Source organism: Roseobacter sp. MED193 (genome assembly GCF_000152965.1).
GTDB lineage: Bacteria > Pseudomonadota > Alphaproteobacteria > Rhodobacterales > Rhodobacteraceae > Pseudophaeobacter.
The window spans coordinates 2130425-2148290 of the sequence record NZ_CH902583.1 but is presented as its reverse complement, the minus strand read 5'-3'; the positions used below and the strand labels follow the sequence as shown (position 1 = coordinate 2148290).

Below are 17866 nucleotides of genomic sequence, written 5' to 3'. Positions count from 1 at the left end.
CAGAGCCTGCCCAAGGTCCGCCCTTGTTCTGGCTTTGGCCAGGGCAACGGGAGGACGCGGGAGAGCCACCTTCGCTTTGAAAAATCCGACCTGTGAACGCACGCGAGGGATCGCCAAAAAGAAAGGCCGCCCGGGGGGCGACCTTTCAAAACGGTCCGTCTTTGCTGAGCCGGGCCTTATTCTGGTGTCCAGCCGCCGACGGATTTCACTTCGAGGAAATCCTCTATTCCCCAGCTGCCACCTTCGCGGCCATTGCCGGATTGCTTCATGCCACCAAAGGGCGCGCCAGCGCTGCGCGACTTGCCATTGATTTCCACCATGCCAGAGCGCAGCACGCGGGCCATGCGATTGGCGCGCGCGCTATCCTGAGTCTGTACGTAGTTGGTCAGCCCATAGGGGGTGTCATTGGCGATTTCGATGGCTTCCTCTTCGGTTTCAAAAGGAATCATCGTCAGAACTGGGCCAAAGATCTCTTCGCGGGCAACGACCATCTGGTTGTTGGCATCTGCAAAAACCGTGGGTTTGACATAGAAGCCTTTGTTCAGCCCATCGGGGCGACCAGTGCCACCGGCCACCAGTTTGGCGCCCTCATCAATGCCCTTCTGGATCAGATCCTGGATCTTGTTCCATTGTAGCTCATTCACCACCGGACCAATGTGGCGCCCCTCTTCGGAGGCGGGGCCCACTGTGATCTTGGAGGCAACTTCGGACGCAGTGGCAACCGCTTGATCATAGATCCCTTTCTGAACCAACATCCGGCTTGGGGCGTTACAGCTTTGGCCGGTGTTGTTCATCATATGCAAGACGCCGCGTTTCACGGCCTTCTCATCGGCATCGTCAAAGATAACATTGGCACCCTTGCCGCCAAGTTCCAGATGTACCTTCTTGAGGGTTTCGGCAGCGGATTTCGAGATCGCGGTACCGGCCCGAGTCGAGCCGGTAAAGGAGACCATATCCACATCTGGATGCGCGGTCAGCTGTGAGCCAACGCCCACACCGTCACCGTTCACCAAGTTGAACACTCCTTTGGGGAAGCCGGCTTCGTCCATCATTTCGGCAAAGAGCATGGCGTTGAGCGGGCTCTGCTCGGAGGGTTTCAGGACCATGGTGCAGCCAGCAATCGCTGCGGCGCCGACCTTCAGAGTCACCTGGTTCATCGGCCAGTTCCAGGGGGTGATCAGGGCGGTAACGCCGACCGCCTCGTGGATGATGCGGTCATTGGGGGCATGGTCGCCCAAGGGCGCGTCAAAGGCATAGGCCTTTGCGGCATTGATAAATTCTTGTAGGTGGTAGCTACCGGCGCCAACTTGCTGACTGCGCGACATTTCGATCGGCGCGCCCATCTCGACGGATATGGCCTGCGCCATCTCTTCGCTGCGATTGCCGTAGACCTCTATCAGCTTTTCGACCAGCGCAATGCGTTCTGCCACTGGGGTTGCCATCCAACCCGGCAGGGCAGCTTTGGCGGCGGCTACAGCTGCATCGGTATCGGCTTGGCCGCCCAATGAAATCACCGCGCAGGCTTCTTCGGTAGAGGGGTCGATTACCTCAAAATCGTTTGCTTGCGCAGGGGCAACCCACGCACCATTGATGTAAAAGTCGCGTTTCTCAATCATGTCCGGTCTCCCATTCAGACGCAGAATCCGGCGCGCTGGCCGGAAGTCATCCGACACCTTGTCACTGCGGTTCCAGCGGGGCAAGCGGTCATGTTAAATAATTTGATCATATTGCTCGAGCGGCAGATGGGCACAAGCAAAGTTTCGCAAAGCTACCCGCATTCCACCATGGGTCTTGCCTTTTGGGCTGGCCAATCCAGCCTCGGGCTGTAACGTTGCGGCATCACAGACAGCGGGCTGTTTTGTGGCCCGGAATTGAAACGAGAGGAGACCGTCATGGGTTTGCGTATTAATGATGTAGTTCCAAATTTCACGGCTGAAACGGACCAGGGGGAGATCAGCTTTCACGAGTGGATCGGTGACAGTTGGGCGATTCTGTTTTCCCATCCCAAGGATTTCACCCCGGTCTGCACCACTGAGTTTTCGGCAGTGGCACAGTTGAATGATGAGTGGGCCAAGCGCGGTACCAAGGTGATTGGCGTTTCCGTAGACGGTGTGGAAGACCACAAGAAATGGAAAGGCGACATTGAGAAATACGGCAATGCTGCCGCCGGTTTCCCAATTATCGCCGATGAAGGTCTGGCCGTGTCCAAAGCCTTTGATATGTTGCCCGCCGAAGCCTATATGCCCGACGGTCGCACTCCTGCCGACAGCGCCACCGTGCGTTCGGTCTTTATCATTGGGCCCGACAAACAGCTGAAACTGTCGATGACCTATCCCATGTCGGTGGGGCGCAATTTTGCTGAAATCCTGCGGGCGCTGGATGGGCTGCAGATGGCCACGGGCAATGGTGTTGCAACGCCGGCAAACTGGGTACCCGGTGAAGATGTGATTATCCCGCCAACCGTGTCGAATGAGGATGCCACAGCCAAGTTTGGCGAATACGAGACCATCTTCCCTTACCTGCGCAAAACCAAAGCGCCCAGCTAAGCCGGAAGATCAGAGACGAACCGGAAAATGGGGCCACTGGCCTCATTTTTTGCGCTTCACTCAGACGGTATTTGTCGATGTGGGTCGATTAACAAGACGGCCGCCCACATCGGTTTTGCAGTGTTTTCTTGAACCTCTAGCCAAAGCCACTCTTGCCTCTCTTACGGGACAGCCAAGAGAGGCTATACGATTGCCTAGTTCGCCATGGCGGCCTGGAGCACTTCCTTAATCGGTGTGGTCGGATGACCAATCAAACGAGAGAGGGTTTTACTATCATCAAACAACCAGCCTTCTGCTGCAACAGCATCGGCATTTGACAACAGCGCCGCCAATGGTTCTGGCAGACCGGCCCCGGTGAGGGCATCCTTGAAAGCGGCCTCAGGCATATCGACATAGGCGATCTGTTTTCCAGACAACTCTGCGATGGTGTCGGCATAATCCGCGTAGGTAAAGGAATAGTCCCCAGCCAATTCATAGGTCTTTCCCTCGTGACCTTCACCCGTGAGCACTACAGCGGCGGCTTCGGCAAGATCAGCGCGGGTGGCTGGGGCAAATTTTGCGTCTCCGGCGGCGCCGAAATGCTGACCCAGTTCGAGGATTTGTGGCAAAGCCATAAGATAGTTTTCTGCGTACCAGCCATTGCGCAGGAAGGTGTAGTCGAGACCAGATCCAGTGATGGCTTCTTCAGTGCCCACATGCTCAGGCGCGAGGCCAATCTTGCTGCTCGTTGCTTTCAACAAAGAGGTATATACGATATATTTGACCCCAGCTTCTTTGGCACCGGCGATTACATTGAAATGTTGTGGCAGGCGTTCGCCCACTTCAGAGCCAGAAATCAGCAGAAGACGCTCAATGCCCGCAAATGCAGCAGCCAATTTGTCCGCATCTGAATAGTCACCCATGCGAACATCGTACCCTTTGCTCTTCAATTCGGCAGCAGCATCCGCGCGGCGAACCAGAACAGCTATGTCAGAATTCAGGATTTTTTTCTCAGAAAGGGCGTTCAGAACAAGTTGCCCCAACTGGCCGGTTGCCCCAGTTACGAGATATTTTGTCATAGGGATTTCCTTTGGTTTTGATTTTGGTCTCGAATCGTATATAGGTCTCGTTTAGAGACCTTGGGCCGCTCTGAAAAGGAGGCACTTTCCCCGCTACAGGTTACGCATAGGTAACCCTTATGGGGCCACCAAGAGGGGGCTGAGCAGACAAGAGAGGACAGATCATGCGCAATACGTTGGCGAAACGGATCGAAGATTGGAAGGCAATGGGATTTGACCCGAGCAATTGCCCTGTGCGCCAGGTTCTGGATCATGTCGCTGCGAAATGGACGTCTTTGATTCTTCTTGAACTGGAGGCCGGGCCGCAAAGGTTCAACGCGCTTGGTCGTTCTTTGCCTGACATCTCAAAGCGGATGCTGACACAGTCGCTTCGCGATCTAGAAAGGGATGGGCTGGTTGCACGTGAGGTGTTTGATACGAAGCCACCTTCGGTTGCCTATAGCCTCACTGATCTCGGTCTGTCGTTTATGGAGCCGCTACATGCCTTGATCGATTGGTCTGCGGACAAGATGAGCGAAATTGAACAGTCGCGGGATGCATTTGACCAGGTCTAAGTCTCTCAGCGAGATTTTCACTCCGGTGCCCATAAGAGTATCGGCCAAACAGCCGGGAAAAGGCGGCTATTGCCCGCACGGCGGCTGTTTAACAGATCTCTCAGCGTAGCGGCCTGTTCTCCGTTGCTTCCAAAGCGCGGGGGAGGTCATCCTGTTTGTGGTCGGGCAGTGATCTGCGCTCGGTAGAACGCGCGTTTTAGCTCGCGGGTCAGCTTGCCTTTCTTTGGCGTCTTTTGCTGAATGGTCGAGCCCCCAATCTGTGCTGCAACCTCTTGGTTGCCCGTGCCCAACAGGGCATGCACAGGCTGCTGGGTGATCCAGTGCATCTGCAAAAAAGTATCAACCGGGCGGTCAATCTCCTTGGTCGCCTGTAGCAGGCGGGCGGCCGCGTGGCGGCCAACACATTGGCAGATACATTGCAGGCCAATCACGCGTGGCAGGATCAACTGCAGGCCGTCCTTGTCTTCGAGCACCTTGGCGGGGGTCTCACGTTGTTTCACGGGGAGGCGGATATAGTGGTCCGGCGTAGCGTGACGCTGTAGCAACTCCAGCGCTTTGGGAAACAGCACAGGGTCGATTTGCAAATCATCCTCGGTGATCAGGGCTAAATCAATGCCCTCATCCACCATCTTTTGCCAGATCCTGCGGTGGCTTTGAAAGACACCGATTTCAGCCGGGCGCAGGGCAAAGGGGTAGTTGGGGGAATGCAGATCGCCACCATGGTATTTGACCGCGCCAATCTGCGCCGGGTCGCGTCCGTTCACTGCGTCAAACAGGGTGCCAGATGGAAGATCGTCACAGAGACGCTCAGCATTGGCCTGGCGCGCGGTGCTGTCTGGCATATGAATAATGAAAGAACGCATGGGCTGCATCTACCGCAGAAAGCGAAGTGGGAAAAGCTCTCTGTTTGGGTCCGGGTGGATGGGGCGAATTTTCGATAGGACGAGGCGCAAGCCCTGGGATAGTCTTGGCTAAACGAAGTAAAGCAGAGGCGAATTCTTTATGCGTTGGAGCATCGTATTGGTGGCGATTTTGGTGTGCACGGGAGGCGTTGCTCTCTGGCTCAACTGGCCAAAGGACTGCGCCTGCCTGCCGCTGCTGGAGGAGGACGGCGTGGTGACAGACGTAGGTGTTGCGGCCTCGCCAGATTGTTTGTGCTAGGCGCCCACCAGAACAGAATGACAGTGGAAGAGCTGAAACGAAAATGGCCCCAGAGCTGAGCTCCGGGGCCATTCTAACAGTCAGAAGACGATATTAGTCTTCTTTTTTCTCAGGAGCCATTTCTTCGCCGGTCTCCTGGTCGATCATTTTCATCGACAGACGGACCTTGCCGCGATCATCAAAGCCCAAGAGCTTTACTTTCACTTCCTGGCCTTCCTTCAGAACATCCGAAGGGTGGTTCAGGCGGCGGTTTTCGATCTGGGACACGTGGACCAGGCCGTCGCGCTTGCCAAAGAAGTTCACAAAGGCACCAAAATCGACGATTTTGACAACTTTACCGGTGTAGATCTTGCCTTCTTCGGGCTCGGCGACGATCGAATAGATCATGTCGTAGGCTTTCTTGATCGAGTCGCCGTTTGGCGATGCGATCTTGATGATGCCTTCGTCATTGATGTCGACCTTGGCGCCGGAGACTTCAACGATCTCGCGGATGACCTTACCGCCGGAACCGATGACTTCACGGATCTTGTCGGTGGGCACCTGCATGGTCTCGATGCGGGGCGCGTGGACAGAGAATTCCGCAGCGCCGGACAGCGCTTTGTTCATCTCACCCAGAATGTGGATACGGCCAGCTTTGGCCTGCTCCAGGGCTTTTTCCATGATCTCGGGCGTGATGCCTGCGATCTTGATGTCCATCTGCAGCGAGGTAATCCCTGCTTCGGTACCGGCCACTTTGAAGTCCATGTCGCCGAGGTGATCTTCGTCGCCCAGGATGTCGGACAGGATCGCGTAGGAACCGTCGTCTTCCAGGATCAGACCCATGGCAACACCGGCAACCGGTGCTTTCAGCGGAACGCCCGCATCCATCATCGACAGGGAGCCACCACAAACAGACGCCATCGAGGAGGAGCCGTTCGATTCGGTGATCTCAGAGACCACGCGGATGGTGTAGGGGAAGTCGGTTGCCGCAGGCAGAACCGCCTGAAGCGCGCGCCATGCCAGCTTACCGTGGCCGATTTCACGACGGCCGGGGCCGCCCACACGACCCACTTCACCAACCGAATAGGGAGGGAAGTTATAGTGCAGCAGGAAGTTGGATTTGAAGTTGCCGTGCAGCGCGTCGATGAACTGCTCGTCGTCGCCGGTGCCCAGAGTGGTCACAACCAGACCTTGGGTTTCACCACGGGTGAACAGGGCGGAACCGTGGGTCCGTGGCAGCATGCCGGTTTCAGAAACGATGTCGCGGATCTCATCGGTGGCACGGCCATCGATACGCTTGCCGGTTTTGACAACGTCGCCACGCAGAATACCAGCTTCGAGCTTCTTCATTGCCGAGCCAAGGTTGGCGTCGTCCAGCTGCTCTTCGCTCAGAGCTGCCTTGATGGTTTCACGGGCAGCGGCAACAGCGGCAGTGCGCTCTTGCTTGTCGCTGATCGCAAAGGCGGCGCGCATCTCGGTGTCGCCTGCGGCTTTCACGGCCTCAAACAGTTCCGAGTAGTCGGGGGCCGCAAATTCGAAAGGCTCGTTTGCGGCTTCTTCGGCCAGCGAGATGATCAGGTCGATCACAGGCTGGATCGCGTCATGGGCGAATTTCACCGCGCCAAGCATTTCTGCTTCGGACAGCTCATAGGCTTCAGATTCGACCATCATCACCGCGTCTTTGGTACCGGCAACAACCAGATCCAAGCGCTGTTCAGGGTTCAGGCGCAGGTCCTGCATGTCATCAACGGTGGGGTTGAGGACGTATTCGCCGCCTTCAAAACCAACGCGGGCGGCTGCGATCGGGCCCATGAATGGCGCGCCGGACAGGGTCAGGGCAGCCGAGGCCGCGATCATCGCCACCATGTCCGGGTCATTGACCAGATCGTGGCTCAGTACGGTGCACATGACCAGGACTTCGTTTTTGAAGCCGGGCACAAACAGCGGGCGGATCGGACGGTCGATCAGGCGCGCGGTCAGTGTTTCTTTTTCGGTTGGGCGCGCTTCGCGCTTAAAGAAACCGCCGGGCACTTTACCCGCGGCATAGTATTTCTCTTGGTAGTGGACTGTCAGAGGAAAGAAGTCCTGACCAGGCTTTTGCTTGCGCGCAAAAGTCACGTTGGCCATAACGCTGGTTTCACCCAGTGTGGCGATGACAGAGCCATCTGCCTGACGGGCAACCTTGCCCGTTTCCAGTGTCAGCGTCTCTTCGCCCCACTGCATCGATTTCTTTGTAACGTTGAACATGTCAGCATCCTAAATGGGAGCACTCCCAGGCGTATCCTGGGTCTCCCGTTTTCATGGCGGCCCCATTGCCGCCGGCCTCTTCCATCTTGATTTCGCGTACCGAGGCCAGGCACGTGTCTCAGATAGGCCGCGCATACAGGAGAATTCCGCCAAAAGAAAGCAAAAGCGGGTCTGGTGAGGACCTTGCTGTCAAAACGGCCAGCGATAGAAAGCCAAAAGGTGAGGACGACCTCCCCCGCGATGGCGCAACAGCGCAGGGGACGGCCCGATGAATGCCCCCTGTGTTCGCAGGACAATAGGCCTTTCAACGCGCGGAACAGCAGACAGAATTCGTCATGCCCTCAGTTTTGAAGGGATCGGCCTATTGGCGATCACCCGTTTTGGGGGCTTGGGCCTTTGGCATCGAGATCCATGCCTTTGTCCATAACTGGATCTACGATCTGATGCTATCCGTCTCGGCATAGGCAGCCGGTGTCTGAGCTGGTGTGCCGACAGAGGCAAAACTGCTTGCGATCTGTTGCAGGGCCTCTTGGTCTGCTTTGTAGAACACCCAGTTTTTGATTTTCTTTGAGCTGACCAGCCCGGCTTGCTCCAAGCTTTTCATATGGCTGGTCACTGTGGGCTGGCTGAGGCCGACTTTGTCGGTGATGAACCCAACACAGACACCATCTGAAACCAGATCTCCATCCCGTTGGGGTGGAAAGTGGGCTTCTGGATTGAGCAGCCAGTCCATGATCTGAACACGATGAGGATTGGCCAATGCACGCCATGCGGCAAGATGGTTGACAAGCAGATCGGGCATATAGGATATCTTCTATATAGATTTATTACGATGTGGAATCGGGTGAGGAGAGATTGCCATGAACGAGGATCAGTTGCTACAGGAAGCCGACAGGCGTGCCCGTGACTATGTGGCAGGCGCGGATGCGCGCCGGGTTTTCCCCACAGAGCAGGCTATTGCAGCGCTTTCCGCTTTTGATGAACCCCTGCCGGAGCAGGGCTTTCCTGCCGCTGAGACAATTGCGCTGATGGATAATATTGGCTCCCCGGCGACTGTGGCCTCCAATGGGCCGAACTACTTTGGCTTTGTGATCGGCGCCAGCCTGCCGGTCGCGGCGGCGGCAGAACGTCTGGCAATCGCTTGGGACCAATGTGCCTCGACCGAGGATGGCAGTCCGGCGGCCTATGCTATTGAGCGTCAGGCCAGCAGGTGGCTGTTGGATGTCTTGGATTTGCCCCGTAGCAGCGCCGTAGCCTTTGGTACTTCTGCCACTGCCTGTGGTCTCAGCTGTCTGGCGGCAGCGCGGGCGGATCTATTGGCGCGGCAGGGCTGGGATGTGGTGAATGATGGGCTATATGGCGCGCCAGAGGTCAAAGTGGTGGTTCCTGCCAGCACCCATGTCACGGTCCGCAAGGCGTTGCAGGTGCTCGGGTTTGGCTGGAACCGGGTGATCAAGGCGCCAGTGGATGACAAAGGACGCATTCTGCCCGAGCTACTGCCTGAAATGGATGCCAATACCCTGCTGATATTGCAAGCTGGTGAGGTCAATACCGGGGAGTTCGATGATTTTGCCAGTGTCATCCCGCGTGCCAAGGCTGCTGGGGCTTGGGTGCATGTGGATGGGGCCTTTGGTCTTTGGGCGCGTGCGGCCCCCCAGCTGCGGCATCTGACTCTGGGGGTCGAAGGCGCGGATAGCTGGACAACGGATGGGCACAAATGGCTCAATACGCCCTATGATGGCGCGATGGCCGTTTGCCGGGATCCGCAGGCGCTGGCGCGGGTGATGAACAGCGATGCTGCCTATTCCAGCGCTTCGGCAGATGCACAAAAGAACCTGACATTGGAGTTTTCCCGGCGGGCGCGCGGGATCCCAATCTGGGCGGCGCTGCGTAGTCTCGGCAAGACAGGCGTAGAGGATCTGGTTACACGCCACCATGCGCAGGCAGCGCGCATCGGTGTCGCATTGGGGGAGGCGGGGTTTGAGGTGCTCAATCGCGTGGTGCTCAACCAGGTTCTGGTCCGTGGCACAGATGACGCGGCTACCCTGGCCATTCTGGCTCAGGTGCAAAACAGTGGCAGGTCTTGGTTTGGGGGGACGGTTTGGCAGGACCGCCCAGCTTTTCGGATCAGCCTCTCATCATTCCGCACAGAGGAGCGGCATGTGGACCAGTTGATTGATCTACTGGTTCGGATTGGCGCCAGGGGCTAGACCGTTGAGAGAGGGGGGCTCAGTTTTAACATTCTGTTTTGACAACTGAGCGGGTTTTTGGTGCATGGGCTCTTCTGATCCTTACAGGGAGAAAGGCTAGGAGGTGTAGCGACTTTTCTCGCGCCCTCGACTGGCGTCGCTCATCGCGTCCAACGCGGCTTGCCAAGCAAGGTCTTGCTGATGTTCGGACAGAGTTGTCACGACGCAGTGCGGGCTGAATGACATATCTGGGTCCGTCTCAACAGCAGCGTTTTTATTGGCCACAGGCTTGTAGTCACGCTGTTTCAGGGACCTGTATAAGCTGATTGAAAAGGTCATAGTGGTTGTCCTCCTTGTTGTGGTGAGACCATTGCTAAAAAGGGCTGCTGGCCTTTTAAAGCTATGCCGGTGGAGAATTTTTGGCGCGATAGAGGGGCTGCATAGCCAAAAGTGTAGGTGGGCTAGACCCTTGAAACACTAGCTCTGAGCTAACGGATCAGAGAATTGGCGCATTCATTTGTCACGCGCCAGGGTTGCCGCTTCGGCCCGGTCCAAACTGGCCAGGGTCTGTTCCAAACTATCACCTCTGGCTTTGGTTTTGAGCCAGACTTTGCGGCAGGAGGCAGGCGACCAGGGCAGTTTCGCGCTTTGAACCCAGAGCCGCAGCTCGCGCGGCAATCGATCGTAGGCCTGCATGGGGTCTTCCTTTCGTTTGCGGCGTTTTAGTTTGGTTTCCCCAATGTTCCTGATGCGGCGGCTGTGGTGAGCGATCTGTGTCATGCTATCTGTTGTTATGATATATCATTCATGGATTGGTAGCAATTTCGGCTCCTGTTCACAAGAGAGTTCGCGGGGTAAGTGCTTCATCACAGGATCTGCCAATATGGGCGAGGTTGCGCTTGTTGTTCCATGGCAGTTAGGGAAGGGTACCTGAAATTTTACCCCCCCCCTATTGCGAAGTAGGTGATTTCCAAAGCGAGCTGCGATCCATGAACGATCTCCTTAATAGCGCGACATTCCAAAACAGATTCAACCAAGCACAGCGCTTTATTGCGCCAACCCTGCGCCAGGCCGGTCTGGACCTCAGCAAAATGCGAGCGCTGGAAATCGGGTGTGGCGAGGCGGCGAAAGTCTGCGCTTTGGCGCCGTTGTTTGAGACCTATGTGGGTATCGATCTGGATCCCCATGATCTGGCTATTGGGCGGGCCAATGTTGAGGCCCGCGGGATCCAGAATGCAGAGCTGCGGTTGCAGGCGGCCAATGACCTGCCGCAGCTTTTGGCACAAGAGAGTTTTGACGTTATTTTCCTCTATGCGGTCATTGAACATCTGACGATCGAGGAACGGCTCAACACCTTGAAAACCTGTTGGGACGCACTTCCGCCCCATGGGTTGTTGTATATCGGTGAGGCCCCAAACCGGATCGCGCCAATCGATTACCATTCGTCCAAAATGCCCTACTACAACCTGCTCCCCCGCGAGTTGGCCATCAAACTGGTTGATCGGTCCGGCCATGAGAAATGGCGTCAAAGGGTTTGGGCACAGGAAACCACCGAACTTGGGCTGTATCGCAATGGCCAACACGTCGGGTTTGAAGACTTTGATCTTGGGCTGATGCCGATGGATCAATTCGAACGCCATCTGATCGTCGACAACTGGTCAGAGGCGATGATGAATCTCTATCCCCTGCGCTGGTTCGAGCCGCGTAATTTGGAGGATTTTGAGTTTTTCGCCGCCTCTGGTACGTCAGAGTATCCAATCCCCCAAATGTTTGGGCGCTATTGGATCGAAGGAATACTGGCAAAGACGCCCACGGCGAAACCTTTGCCCAGTGTACGGTTCCTACAGTTGTCCGGGGTGGATCAAAAGCGCATTCACCGGGATCGTCTGGGGGTGCCAATTCATGGGGTTCATTTCAACTCCACCGCGCGGGTCACAGTGGCACCCGAAGCGCGTGAACTGTCCCTCGGTATCTCAGACAAAAGCTATGGCCGGTTCCAGCTGCTTTGGGGAGAAGAGGTGATCGGAGATTATGCCGTGGAGGATATCCGAGCGGCCAACCTCGGCATCTGGACATTGCAATCCTGGAAGACCGTAAGGTTGCCACAAGCGGAGGAAGGCAAAGCGGTTGAGGTGACAATCCGGCCCACAGAAGGTTCCTGGCTTGGGTTGTGTCCGCCATTTACGCGCTAGTCCTGCAAGCGGCGGGTGTTTCACAAAAAAACGCCCGCTCAAACCTGAGCGGGCGTTGATAATCCAAAAGGATTGGTATTCTTAGCGACGGATGCCAAGGCGTTTGATCAGGTCCTGGTAGCGGGCCACATCTTTGCCTTTGGTGTAGTCCAGAAGCTTACGACGCAGAGCAACCATTTTCAAAAGGCCACGACGACCGTGGTTGTCTTTCTTGTGGGTTTTGAAGTGCTCGGTCAGGGTGTTGATGCGCGAGGTGAGGATCGCAACCTGTACTTCGGGCGAACCGGTGTCGCCTTCTTTGGTTGCGAATTCTTTCATCAGGCGTGCTTTTTCTTCAGCTGTGATCGACATCGGGGTCTCCTTTAAAAGGTTAGAGTGATGGCACAGGCCGGGATGTCGTCCAGCGCAGGCCCATGGAGGAAATCCGCCGCGAATCTGTACAGGACCCAAGGCAGATGCGGGCGTATAGGCGGTAATGAGAGAAAAGGCAAAGGAGAACTGCAGAGCAGGCCTCTTTCTTGCCTCTAGGGCGCGTTGCCAGTCTGCGCATCGACCAGCGCGATATCCGCAACGCTCAATCCTTCGGCCCCGGTGAGGCGCAGTACTTCGTTGCCATTGACACGGATGACTTGTTGGTTGGGGCTGTTGCTGTCGGTTTCAATCGTGATTTCGGGTTTGGCCTCGGTATCGGGGTTCCAGAACACCACCAGTTGATCTTCGGAACTGTCAAAATCCATCAGTTGCACGGCCTCTCCGCTGCCGGATAGATCCTCAGCCCAGATCTCGTCGGCCCCCTCGCCAGAAGTTACGATATCTCCTGCGCCAGCCACCAAGGTGTCATCCCCATCGCCCCCATTCAGGTAGTCGACCTCGGTGCCGTCATCTGCCCCCCAGACAAGATCATTTCCGGTTCCACCAAACAGGCTGTCCTGCCCGCTACCGCCCTGCAGGCTGTCGTTGCCGTCATTGCCATGGAGGGCGTCATTCCCAGCCTCGCCATTGAGGGAATCATCGCCCTGACCACCGTGCCCCTGGTCGTCCCCCGCTCCGCCAAGCAGGGTGTCGGCGCCAAAATGGCCAAACAGGCTATCGTCGCCTGCGTCGCCTGACAGGTTGTCATCACCATATTCACCATGCAGCAGGTCAATGCCGCTGCCACCGATCAAACTGTCGTCGCCGCTGCCACCGTGCAACTGATCATCGCCTGTTCCACCCACAACGGAATCATCGCCAGCATAGCCGTTGAGCTGGTCGTCGCCTTCCAGGCCGGTGATATGGTCGCCAATCTCCGTTCCGATGAGGATATCTGCTTGATCCGTGCCGGTGACCTGATCTCCATCAAACAGCTCAGGCTCTCCTGTGTCACTGGTGCCGAGGCCGGTGTTTTCGCCGGTCTCGCCGCTGTCTGTGTCGATAAAGTCGCAAATTTCCAGCCCTTGATCCGTGCCGCTGGTCGCGCCGTCTAAAAATTCGTCGGCAGGAATCACAGGGGTGTCGTCAGGGGCGCTGGGATCGCCGCTACCGCTGGCTGGCGACTCATCAGCTGGCAGATCGTCGCCAAAATCCAGCAGAGCAGCCCCGCCTATCCCCATGAGGCCCAAAAGACCTGCTATCCACAACATGGCATTTCTCCAAAACCAGCCTGATGCAAAGGGCAATCAGTCAGCCAATTGGTGATCAGTGTGCCATATTTTGCTTAATTGTCTCCAAACAAATCAAGAACACTAGCTAACGCGACTTTCAGCTCGGACTTCAATGGTTTGAGTTTTGTTTCGCGATTTTTCGGCCGTAAAAAATGCGTTAAGTCCACAATAAAGGGCGCTGGCTATAGGCAATATAAAGCGGATGTTTGGGGTGGCCGTGTTTGCTGAGGCCAAGATGATGCAGAGGTTTCCCTGTCTCGCGTAACAGGGCTTCAATACTGCGCCCTTGGTCGCGATGGGCCCCATGGGTGCCCCAGGCGCAGATCACCATATCCGCCCAGTCCAGCCCTGCACGGATTGCCACTTTGTTATCGGGCCCCTCCGGATCGGCGGCCTGGCGCATCACCCTTGGGTCGGTGGCGCGAATGCCAAAGATATTGGTGGCCTGAAAGCCACCAAATCCCAGCGCGCGGGCGCGGCGCTCGCAGCGCTCAATCGTGGGGTCATTCTGTACTTCGGTGGCCTTAGATGGATTGAGCATCACAAACATCACCCGCTTATCTGCCGGATCCCACACCCGGGTCAGGCTATAGCGAAAGGTTTCACAGTCGGAATAGACGGCAGTGGAGGGCGCGTCGCCCTTGGTATGGCTGCGAGTAATCATCGCTTTGTCCTGCCAGCCCCGCTGACATCTTGCAAGCTCAGTCGCAACAAGAAGACCTGCCAAGCCACCGCTCAATCAGGCTGTACAAAGACCCGGCTGGGGTGCAGTTCACCTGCTTTGTAGATACCAACGGCGACGGCCTTACCATTGATCGATGCCCAGGCCTCGTCCCCGTATTCCACATCTGCGGCCAGAACCATGCCAGGGTTGCCATTGCGCAGACGGGTGGCGCCTTCGGGGGTGCACTTTAGCTCCGGCAAATCGGCCAGACCCTGTTCCAGTGGGCGCAAATGAGTATCGAGCTCAGGCGTGCGCTCCATGCGCAGCACATCCTCGAGGCTCAGCCCATCGGCGGCGTCAAATGGCCCAGACCAGATACGGCGTAGCACTTTCACATGGCCATGGCAGCCCAAAGCAGCGCCTAGATCACGGGCGATGGAGCGCACATAACCGCCCTTGCCACAGGTCATTTCCAGCACCACGTGATCGGCATCGGGACGATCTAGCAGAACCAGTTCCTCGACCCACAGGGGGCGGGCGGCGATTTCAAAATCTTCATCGCCATCGCGGGCCAGTTTATAGGCGCGTTGTCCGTCGATCTTAACAGCGGAAAACTTGGGCGGGATCTGTTGGATATCGCCAATGAACTGCGACAGCGCGTCTTTGATCTCGTCGTCCGTGGGGCGCAGATCGCTGGTAGCAATGATCTCACCCTCTGCATCATCTGTATTGGTTGCCTGCCCAAGCCGGACGGTGAAGGAATAGGCCTTCAGTGCGTCGGTAATATAGGGAACGGTCTTGGTGGCTTCGCCCAGTGCAATGGCCAATACGCCAGTAGCTTCGGGATCCAGGGTACCGGCATGGCCGGCCTTTTTGGCCTCCAGCGCCCAGCGCACCTTGTTCACGACAGCGGTAGAAGTTAGCCCGGCGGGTTTGTCCACCACCAGCCAACCAGAAATATCGCGGCCTTTGCGTTTGCGTGCCATGCCTGTTCCCCAAATCCAAGTGAGGCGCGCGGCGTATCCCAAGGAACAAGCCCTGTCAATTCTGCTCTAGGGGTCTGTGATAGACCCATTCATGGACATTGGACGGTTACTCGATCACACCGACAACCGGACCCATCATGAAACCAGCATCCGAGCGCCCGATCTGTGGCGCATGTAAGCGCGAGATATTGCCGTCAAAATAGAGAGCGTTGGGCAGCTTCAGGTGGTCGCGAAACAGGCTACCAAATTGATGGAAGGTGACAGCGTTGCGTGAGATGGCAAAGACGACACGGGTGCCATCGGCTGAGGTGCCAACACCATTGCGAATGTAATAGGAGGTTGAATCGGGCAGAAACCTTGGATGTAATTCACCATTGATCACCAGCATCGGTCCCGATTGTGTAGCAGAGGTGCAGCGGATGCCCGCATCGCGAAAGCTCAGCGTTTCAAACACATCGGCGCGGCCTTCTCGCAGGCAGAACACCCCATTGGGCAGCAGGCCAAAATTGCCGGGGCCTGCGTTGGGGACCAATCTCATCTCTTCCTTACCGTCTTCGATATACAGGCCAACTGGGGCGCGATTGGCGTGATACATCCCGGCATTGGTGGCAAAAACCAGCTCTTTGCCCTGGCTTTTGAGAGCCTTCTCGATAGTTGAGAAATGGCCAAAGACCTGCTCTTTGTCATCGCGCAGGAACAGCTTTAACTGCGCCCGCGCCGCATCGACCTCACAGATCGTATAGCGATTGTCCTGGTAGCTGAGGTCAGAGCAGCTGACGGCACCGGAACCGGACCCAACCGCTGGCAGGGCCCAGAGGGCTGCCAGCAGTATGAGGGCCCGCCGGATCAATCCTCGATGTCGCGGCGCACCGCGTCCTGTTCCAGCATGCGCCGGGTGGCGTCCATCTGGTCATAGGTGAGATCCAGTTGGAACCGTAGGTCGGGGGTGTATTTCATCCCCAGTTTCTTGCCGGCAAGGGTGCGCAGCTCCCATTTGTTGCGGCCCAGCAGTTTCAGCAGGTCGTCCTGCCCCTTGCCACCCAGGGGCAGCACATAGGCGGTTGCGATGCGCAAATCAGGGGTGACCCGGACTTCGCCGACTGTGATGGACATGCGGTTCAGCTCTGGGTCATGCAGTTCCCCACGTGAAAGCACTTCGGACAGGGTCCGGCGGATCAGCTCGCCGACGCGCAGCTGCCGTTGGGAGGGGGCGCGCCCCTCAGGAGATTTGTTCTTTGCCATATCTTGGATCTAAGCCGAAACCAGCCCTTTGCCAAGTCACCGCCAAGAGGGTAGGAGAAAACCAGCAGAGATTTTTACGCTCCATCCATGTAAAGGCGAGGACCACCGCAATGACCCAGACACCAAGTATCGTGATTACGGGGGCTTCTGGCCGTATGGGGCAGATGCTTATCAAGACGGTATTGGAGAGCGACAAGGCACGGCTGGTTGGCGTGGTGGAGCGTACTGGACACCCCTGGGTTGGTCAGGATCTTGGGACGGCCATGGGCGGGGCCGCGATTGGGGTGGTGGTCACCGATGATCCTTTGGAGGCCTTTTCTAAAGCGCAGGCGGTGATTGATTTTACCTCTCCCGAGGCGACGCTGGCGTTTTCAAAACTAGCGGCGCAGGCCCGGGCGGTGCATGTGATTGGCACCACGGGCATGTCCGAGGCACAGATCGCCCAGCTGGAACCCGCGGCGCGTCATGCGGTTCTGGTCCGGGCTGGCAATATGAGCCTGGGGGTGAACCTGTTGGTGCAATTGACCAAAAAGGTTGCTGCAGCTTTGGATGAGGATTTTGATATCGAGGTGATCGAGGCGCATCACCACCACAAGGTTGATGCGCCTTCGGGCACTGCGTTGATGCTGGGAGAGGCCGCCGCCGAGGGGCGTGGTGTGACGCTGGCAGAGGTCTCGGATTCTGGCCGCGATGGGATCACGGGGGCCCGCAAACGGGGCGATATCGGGTTCAGCGCCATTCGCGGTGGCGATATCGTTGGCGAGCATGACGTCTTGTTTGCTGCGGCTGGCGAGCGCATCGTGCTGCGCCATATGGCGACAGACCGCGCCATCTTTGCCCGCGGAGCGCTAAAGGCGGCCCTCTGGGGGCAAGACAAGGCACCCGGCGAATATGACATGCTGGATGTATTGGGGCTTTGAAGCCCTAGGGCGCCCCGTTGGGGCGCCGCATGTTCTTGGGCGGCAAAGCCGCCTGTGTGCCTCCGGCGGGAATATTTATGGAAAGATGATGAGAAAGGGGCTTTAGGGAGCCCGTTGCTGAACGCTGCTGTCAGAGATCGGGAGTTTCTCTGAATCCTTCAAAACCCTTGGTGGTTTCCACAACGGAGGCCTCGAAATGGGCGATCAGCGGCATCACCAGAGGCTCGACCTCCTGCGCCCAGACGGGGCCGTCGTAAAAGGCCTGTTTGACCGCATCGCGTTGTTCCAGGCTTTCGAAGGCGCGGAACCAATGGACTTTGTCTGGGTCATCAAGATCGCGCATAGGGCCAAAGACCAACATTCCCGCCTCGCGTAGCGCCGCGCGGTTCACCTCTTCAAAGAAGTCTATAAAGGTCTCGCGCTGGCCGGGGTGCAGGGTGTAGCGGCGTATTTCCAGAATCATCTTAGGTCCTCAACGCAGAAGG

19 protein-coding genes are annotated in these 17866 nt (G+C 57.0%); 5 read left to right on the top strand and 14 right to left on the bottom strand.

Translation table 11 applies throughout. The features are described from left to right. Window positions 1–176 precede the first annotated feature (176 nt). Complete coding sequence (locus MED193_RS12685; RefSeq protein WP_009810130.1) at window positions 177–1616, bottom strand: aldehyde dehydrogenase family protein; 1440 nt, start codon at window positions 1614–1616, stop codon at window positions 177–179. A 276-nt stretch (window positions 1617–1892) separates the two neighbouring features. Here MED193_RS12685 and MED193_RS12680 point away from each other — a divergent pair, with 276 nt between their 5' ends. Beyond that, window positions 1893–2546 carry a peroxiredoxin gene (locus MED193_RS12680; protein WP_009810129.1) on the top strand — a complete coding sequence of 218 codons (654 nt, stop codon included), beginning with the start codon at window positions 1893–1895 and terminating at the stop codon, window positions 2544–2546. A 194-nt stretch (window positions 2547–2740) separates the two neighbouring features. Here MED193_RS12680 and MED193_RS12675 read toward each other — a convergent pair whose 3' ends face one another. Further along, on the bottom strand, window positions 2741–3604 hold the full coding sequence (locus MED193_RS12675; RefSeq protein ID WP_009810128.1) for an SDR family oxidoreductase: 864 nt from the start codon (window positions 3602–3604) through the stop codon (window positions 2741–2743). 164 nt (window positions 3605–3768) lie between these two features. On the opposite strand from MED193_RS12675, the gene MED193_RS12670 reads away from it, so the two are divergent. Next, entirely contained in the window at window positions 3769–4158 is a 390-nt protein-coding gene (locus MED193_RS12670; protein WP_009810127.1) for a helix-turn-helix domain-containing protein, read from the top strand. A gap of 146 nt (window positions 4159–4304) precedes the next feature. On the opposite strand, the gene MED193_RS12665 is transcribed toward MED193_RS12670, so the two are convergent. From MED193_RS12665 to MED193_RS12655, 3 genes are all read right to left on the bottom strand, one after another. Continuing rightward, window positions 4305–5021 carry a glycosyltransferase family 25 protein gene (locus tag MED193_RS12665; RefSeq protein WP_039966867.1) on the bottom strand — a complete coding sequence of 239 codons (717 nt, stop codon included), beginning with the start codon at window positions 5019–5021 and terminating at the stop codon, window positions 4305–4307. A 391-nt stretch (window positions 5022–5412) separates the two neighbouring features. Then, complete coding sequence (pnp, locus tag MED193_RS12660) at window positions 5413–7545, bottom strand: polyribonucleotide nucleotidyltransferase (RefSeq protein WP_039966167.1); 2133 nt, start codon at window positions 7543–7545, stop codon at window positions 5413–5415. 433 nt (window positions 7546–7978) lie between these two features. Next, a complete protein-coding gene (locus MED193_RS12655; protein WP_009810124.1) occupies window positions 7979–8347 on the bottom strand; it encodes a helix-turn-helix transcriptional regulator in 369 nt (122 codons plus the stop codon). Between the two features lie 58 nt (window positions 8348–8405). On the opposite strand from MED193_RS12655, the gene MED193_RS12650 reads away from it, so the two are divergent. Then, a complete protein-coding gene (locus tag MED193_RS12650; RefSeq protein ID WP_009810123.1) occupies window positions 8406–9755 on the top strand; it encodes a pyridoxal-dependent decarboxylase in 1350 nt (449 codons plus the stop codon). A gap of 96 nt (window positions 9756–9851) precedes the next feature. On the opposite strand, the gene MED193_RS12645 is transcribed toward MED193_RS12650, so the two are convergent. Together MED193_RS12645 and MED193_RS12640 are read right to left on the bottom strand one after the other, a co-directional pair. Continuing rightward, window positions 9852–10073: a hypothetical protein gene (locus MED193_RS12645; RefSeq protein WP_009810122.1), complete on the bottom strand. Its 222-nt coding sequence runs from the start codon at window positions 10071–10073 to the stop codon at window positions 9852–9854. A gap of 174 nt (window positions 10074–10247) precedes the next feature. Next, a complete protein-coding gene (locus tag MED193_RS12640) occupies window positions 10248–10514 on the bottom strand; it encodes a DUF6525 family protein (protein ID WP_009810121.1) in 267 nt (88 codons plus the stop codon). Window positions 10515–10723: 209 nt separating this feature from the next. On the opposite strand from MED193_RS12640, the gene MED193_RS12635 reads away from it, so the two are divergent. After that, entirely contained in the window at window positions 10724–11926 is a 1203-nt protein-coding gene (locus tag MED193_RS12635; RefSeq protein ID WP_009810120.1) for a bifunctional 2-polyprenyl-6-hydroxyphenol methylase/3-demethylubiquinol 3-O-methyltransferase UbiG, read from the top strand. A gap of 81 nt (window positions 11927–12007) precedes the next feature. Here the strand turns inward: MED193_RS12635 and rpsO are convergent, their stop codons facing one another. The 6 genes from rpsO to rbfA all read right to left on the bottom strand — a co-directional run bounded on the left by rpsO (window position 12008) and on the right by rbfA (window position 16461). Next, window positions 12008–12277, bottom strand: coding sequence for a 30S ribosomal protein S15 (rpsO, locus tag MED193_RS12630; protein WP_009810119.1), 270 nt, complete (start codon window positions 12275–12277; stop codon window positions 12008–12010). A 173-nt stretch (window positions 12278–12450) separates the two neighbouring features. Next, window positions 12451–13548, bottom strand: a complete 1098-nt coding sequence (locus MED193_RS12625; protein WP_009810118.1) for a calcium-binding protein — start codon at window positions 13546–13548, stop codon at window positions 12451–12453. A gap of 178 nt (window positions 13549–13726) precedes the next feature. Continuing rightward, window positions 13727–14233, bottom strand: a complete 507-nt coding sequence (locus MED193_RS12620) for a DUF1643 domain-containing protein (protein WP_039966166.1) — start codon at window positions 14231–14233, stop codon at window positions 13727–13729. Between the two features lie 71 nt (window positions 14234–14304). After that, on the bottom strand, window positions 14305–15219 hold the full coding sequence (truB, locus tag MED193_RS12615) for a tRNA pseudouridine(55) synthase TruB (protein WP_009810116.1): 915 nt from the start codon (window positions 15217–15219) through the stop codon (window positions 14305–14307). Window positions 15220–15325: 106 nt separating this feature from the next. Next, window positions 15326–16051, bottom strand: coding sequence for a phosphodiester glycosidase family protein (locus MED193_RS12610; RefSeq protein WP_157041485.1), 726 nt, complete (start codon window positions 16049–16051; stop codon window positions 15326–15328). A 14-nt stretch (window positions 16052–16065) separates the two neighbouring features. After that, window positions 16066–16461, bottom strand: a complete 396-nt coding sequence (gene rbfA / locus MED193_RS12605) for a 30S ribosome-binding factor RbfA (RefSeq protein WP_009810114.1) — start codon at window positions 16459–16461, stop codon at window positions 16066–16068. Between the two features lie 110 nt (window positions 16462–16571). Between rbfA and dapB the strand changes: the two genes are divergently transcribed. After that, on the top strand, window positions 16572–17381 hold the full coding sequence (gene dapB, locus MED193_RS12600; protein ID WP_009810113.1) for a 4-hydroxy-tetrahydrodipicolinate reductase: 810 nt from the start codon (window positions 16572–16574) through the stop codon (window positions 17379–17381). Between the two features lie 130 nt (window positions 17382–17511). On the opposite strand, the gene MED193_RS12595 is transcribed toward dapB, so the two are convergent. Further along, on the bottom strand, window positions 17512–17844 hold the full coding sequence (locus MED193_RS12595; protein WP_009810112.1) for a putative quinol monooxygenase: 333 nt from the start codon (window positions 17842–17844) through the stop codon (window positions 17512–17514). Window positions 17845–17866: the final 22 nt, after the last annotated feature.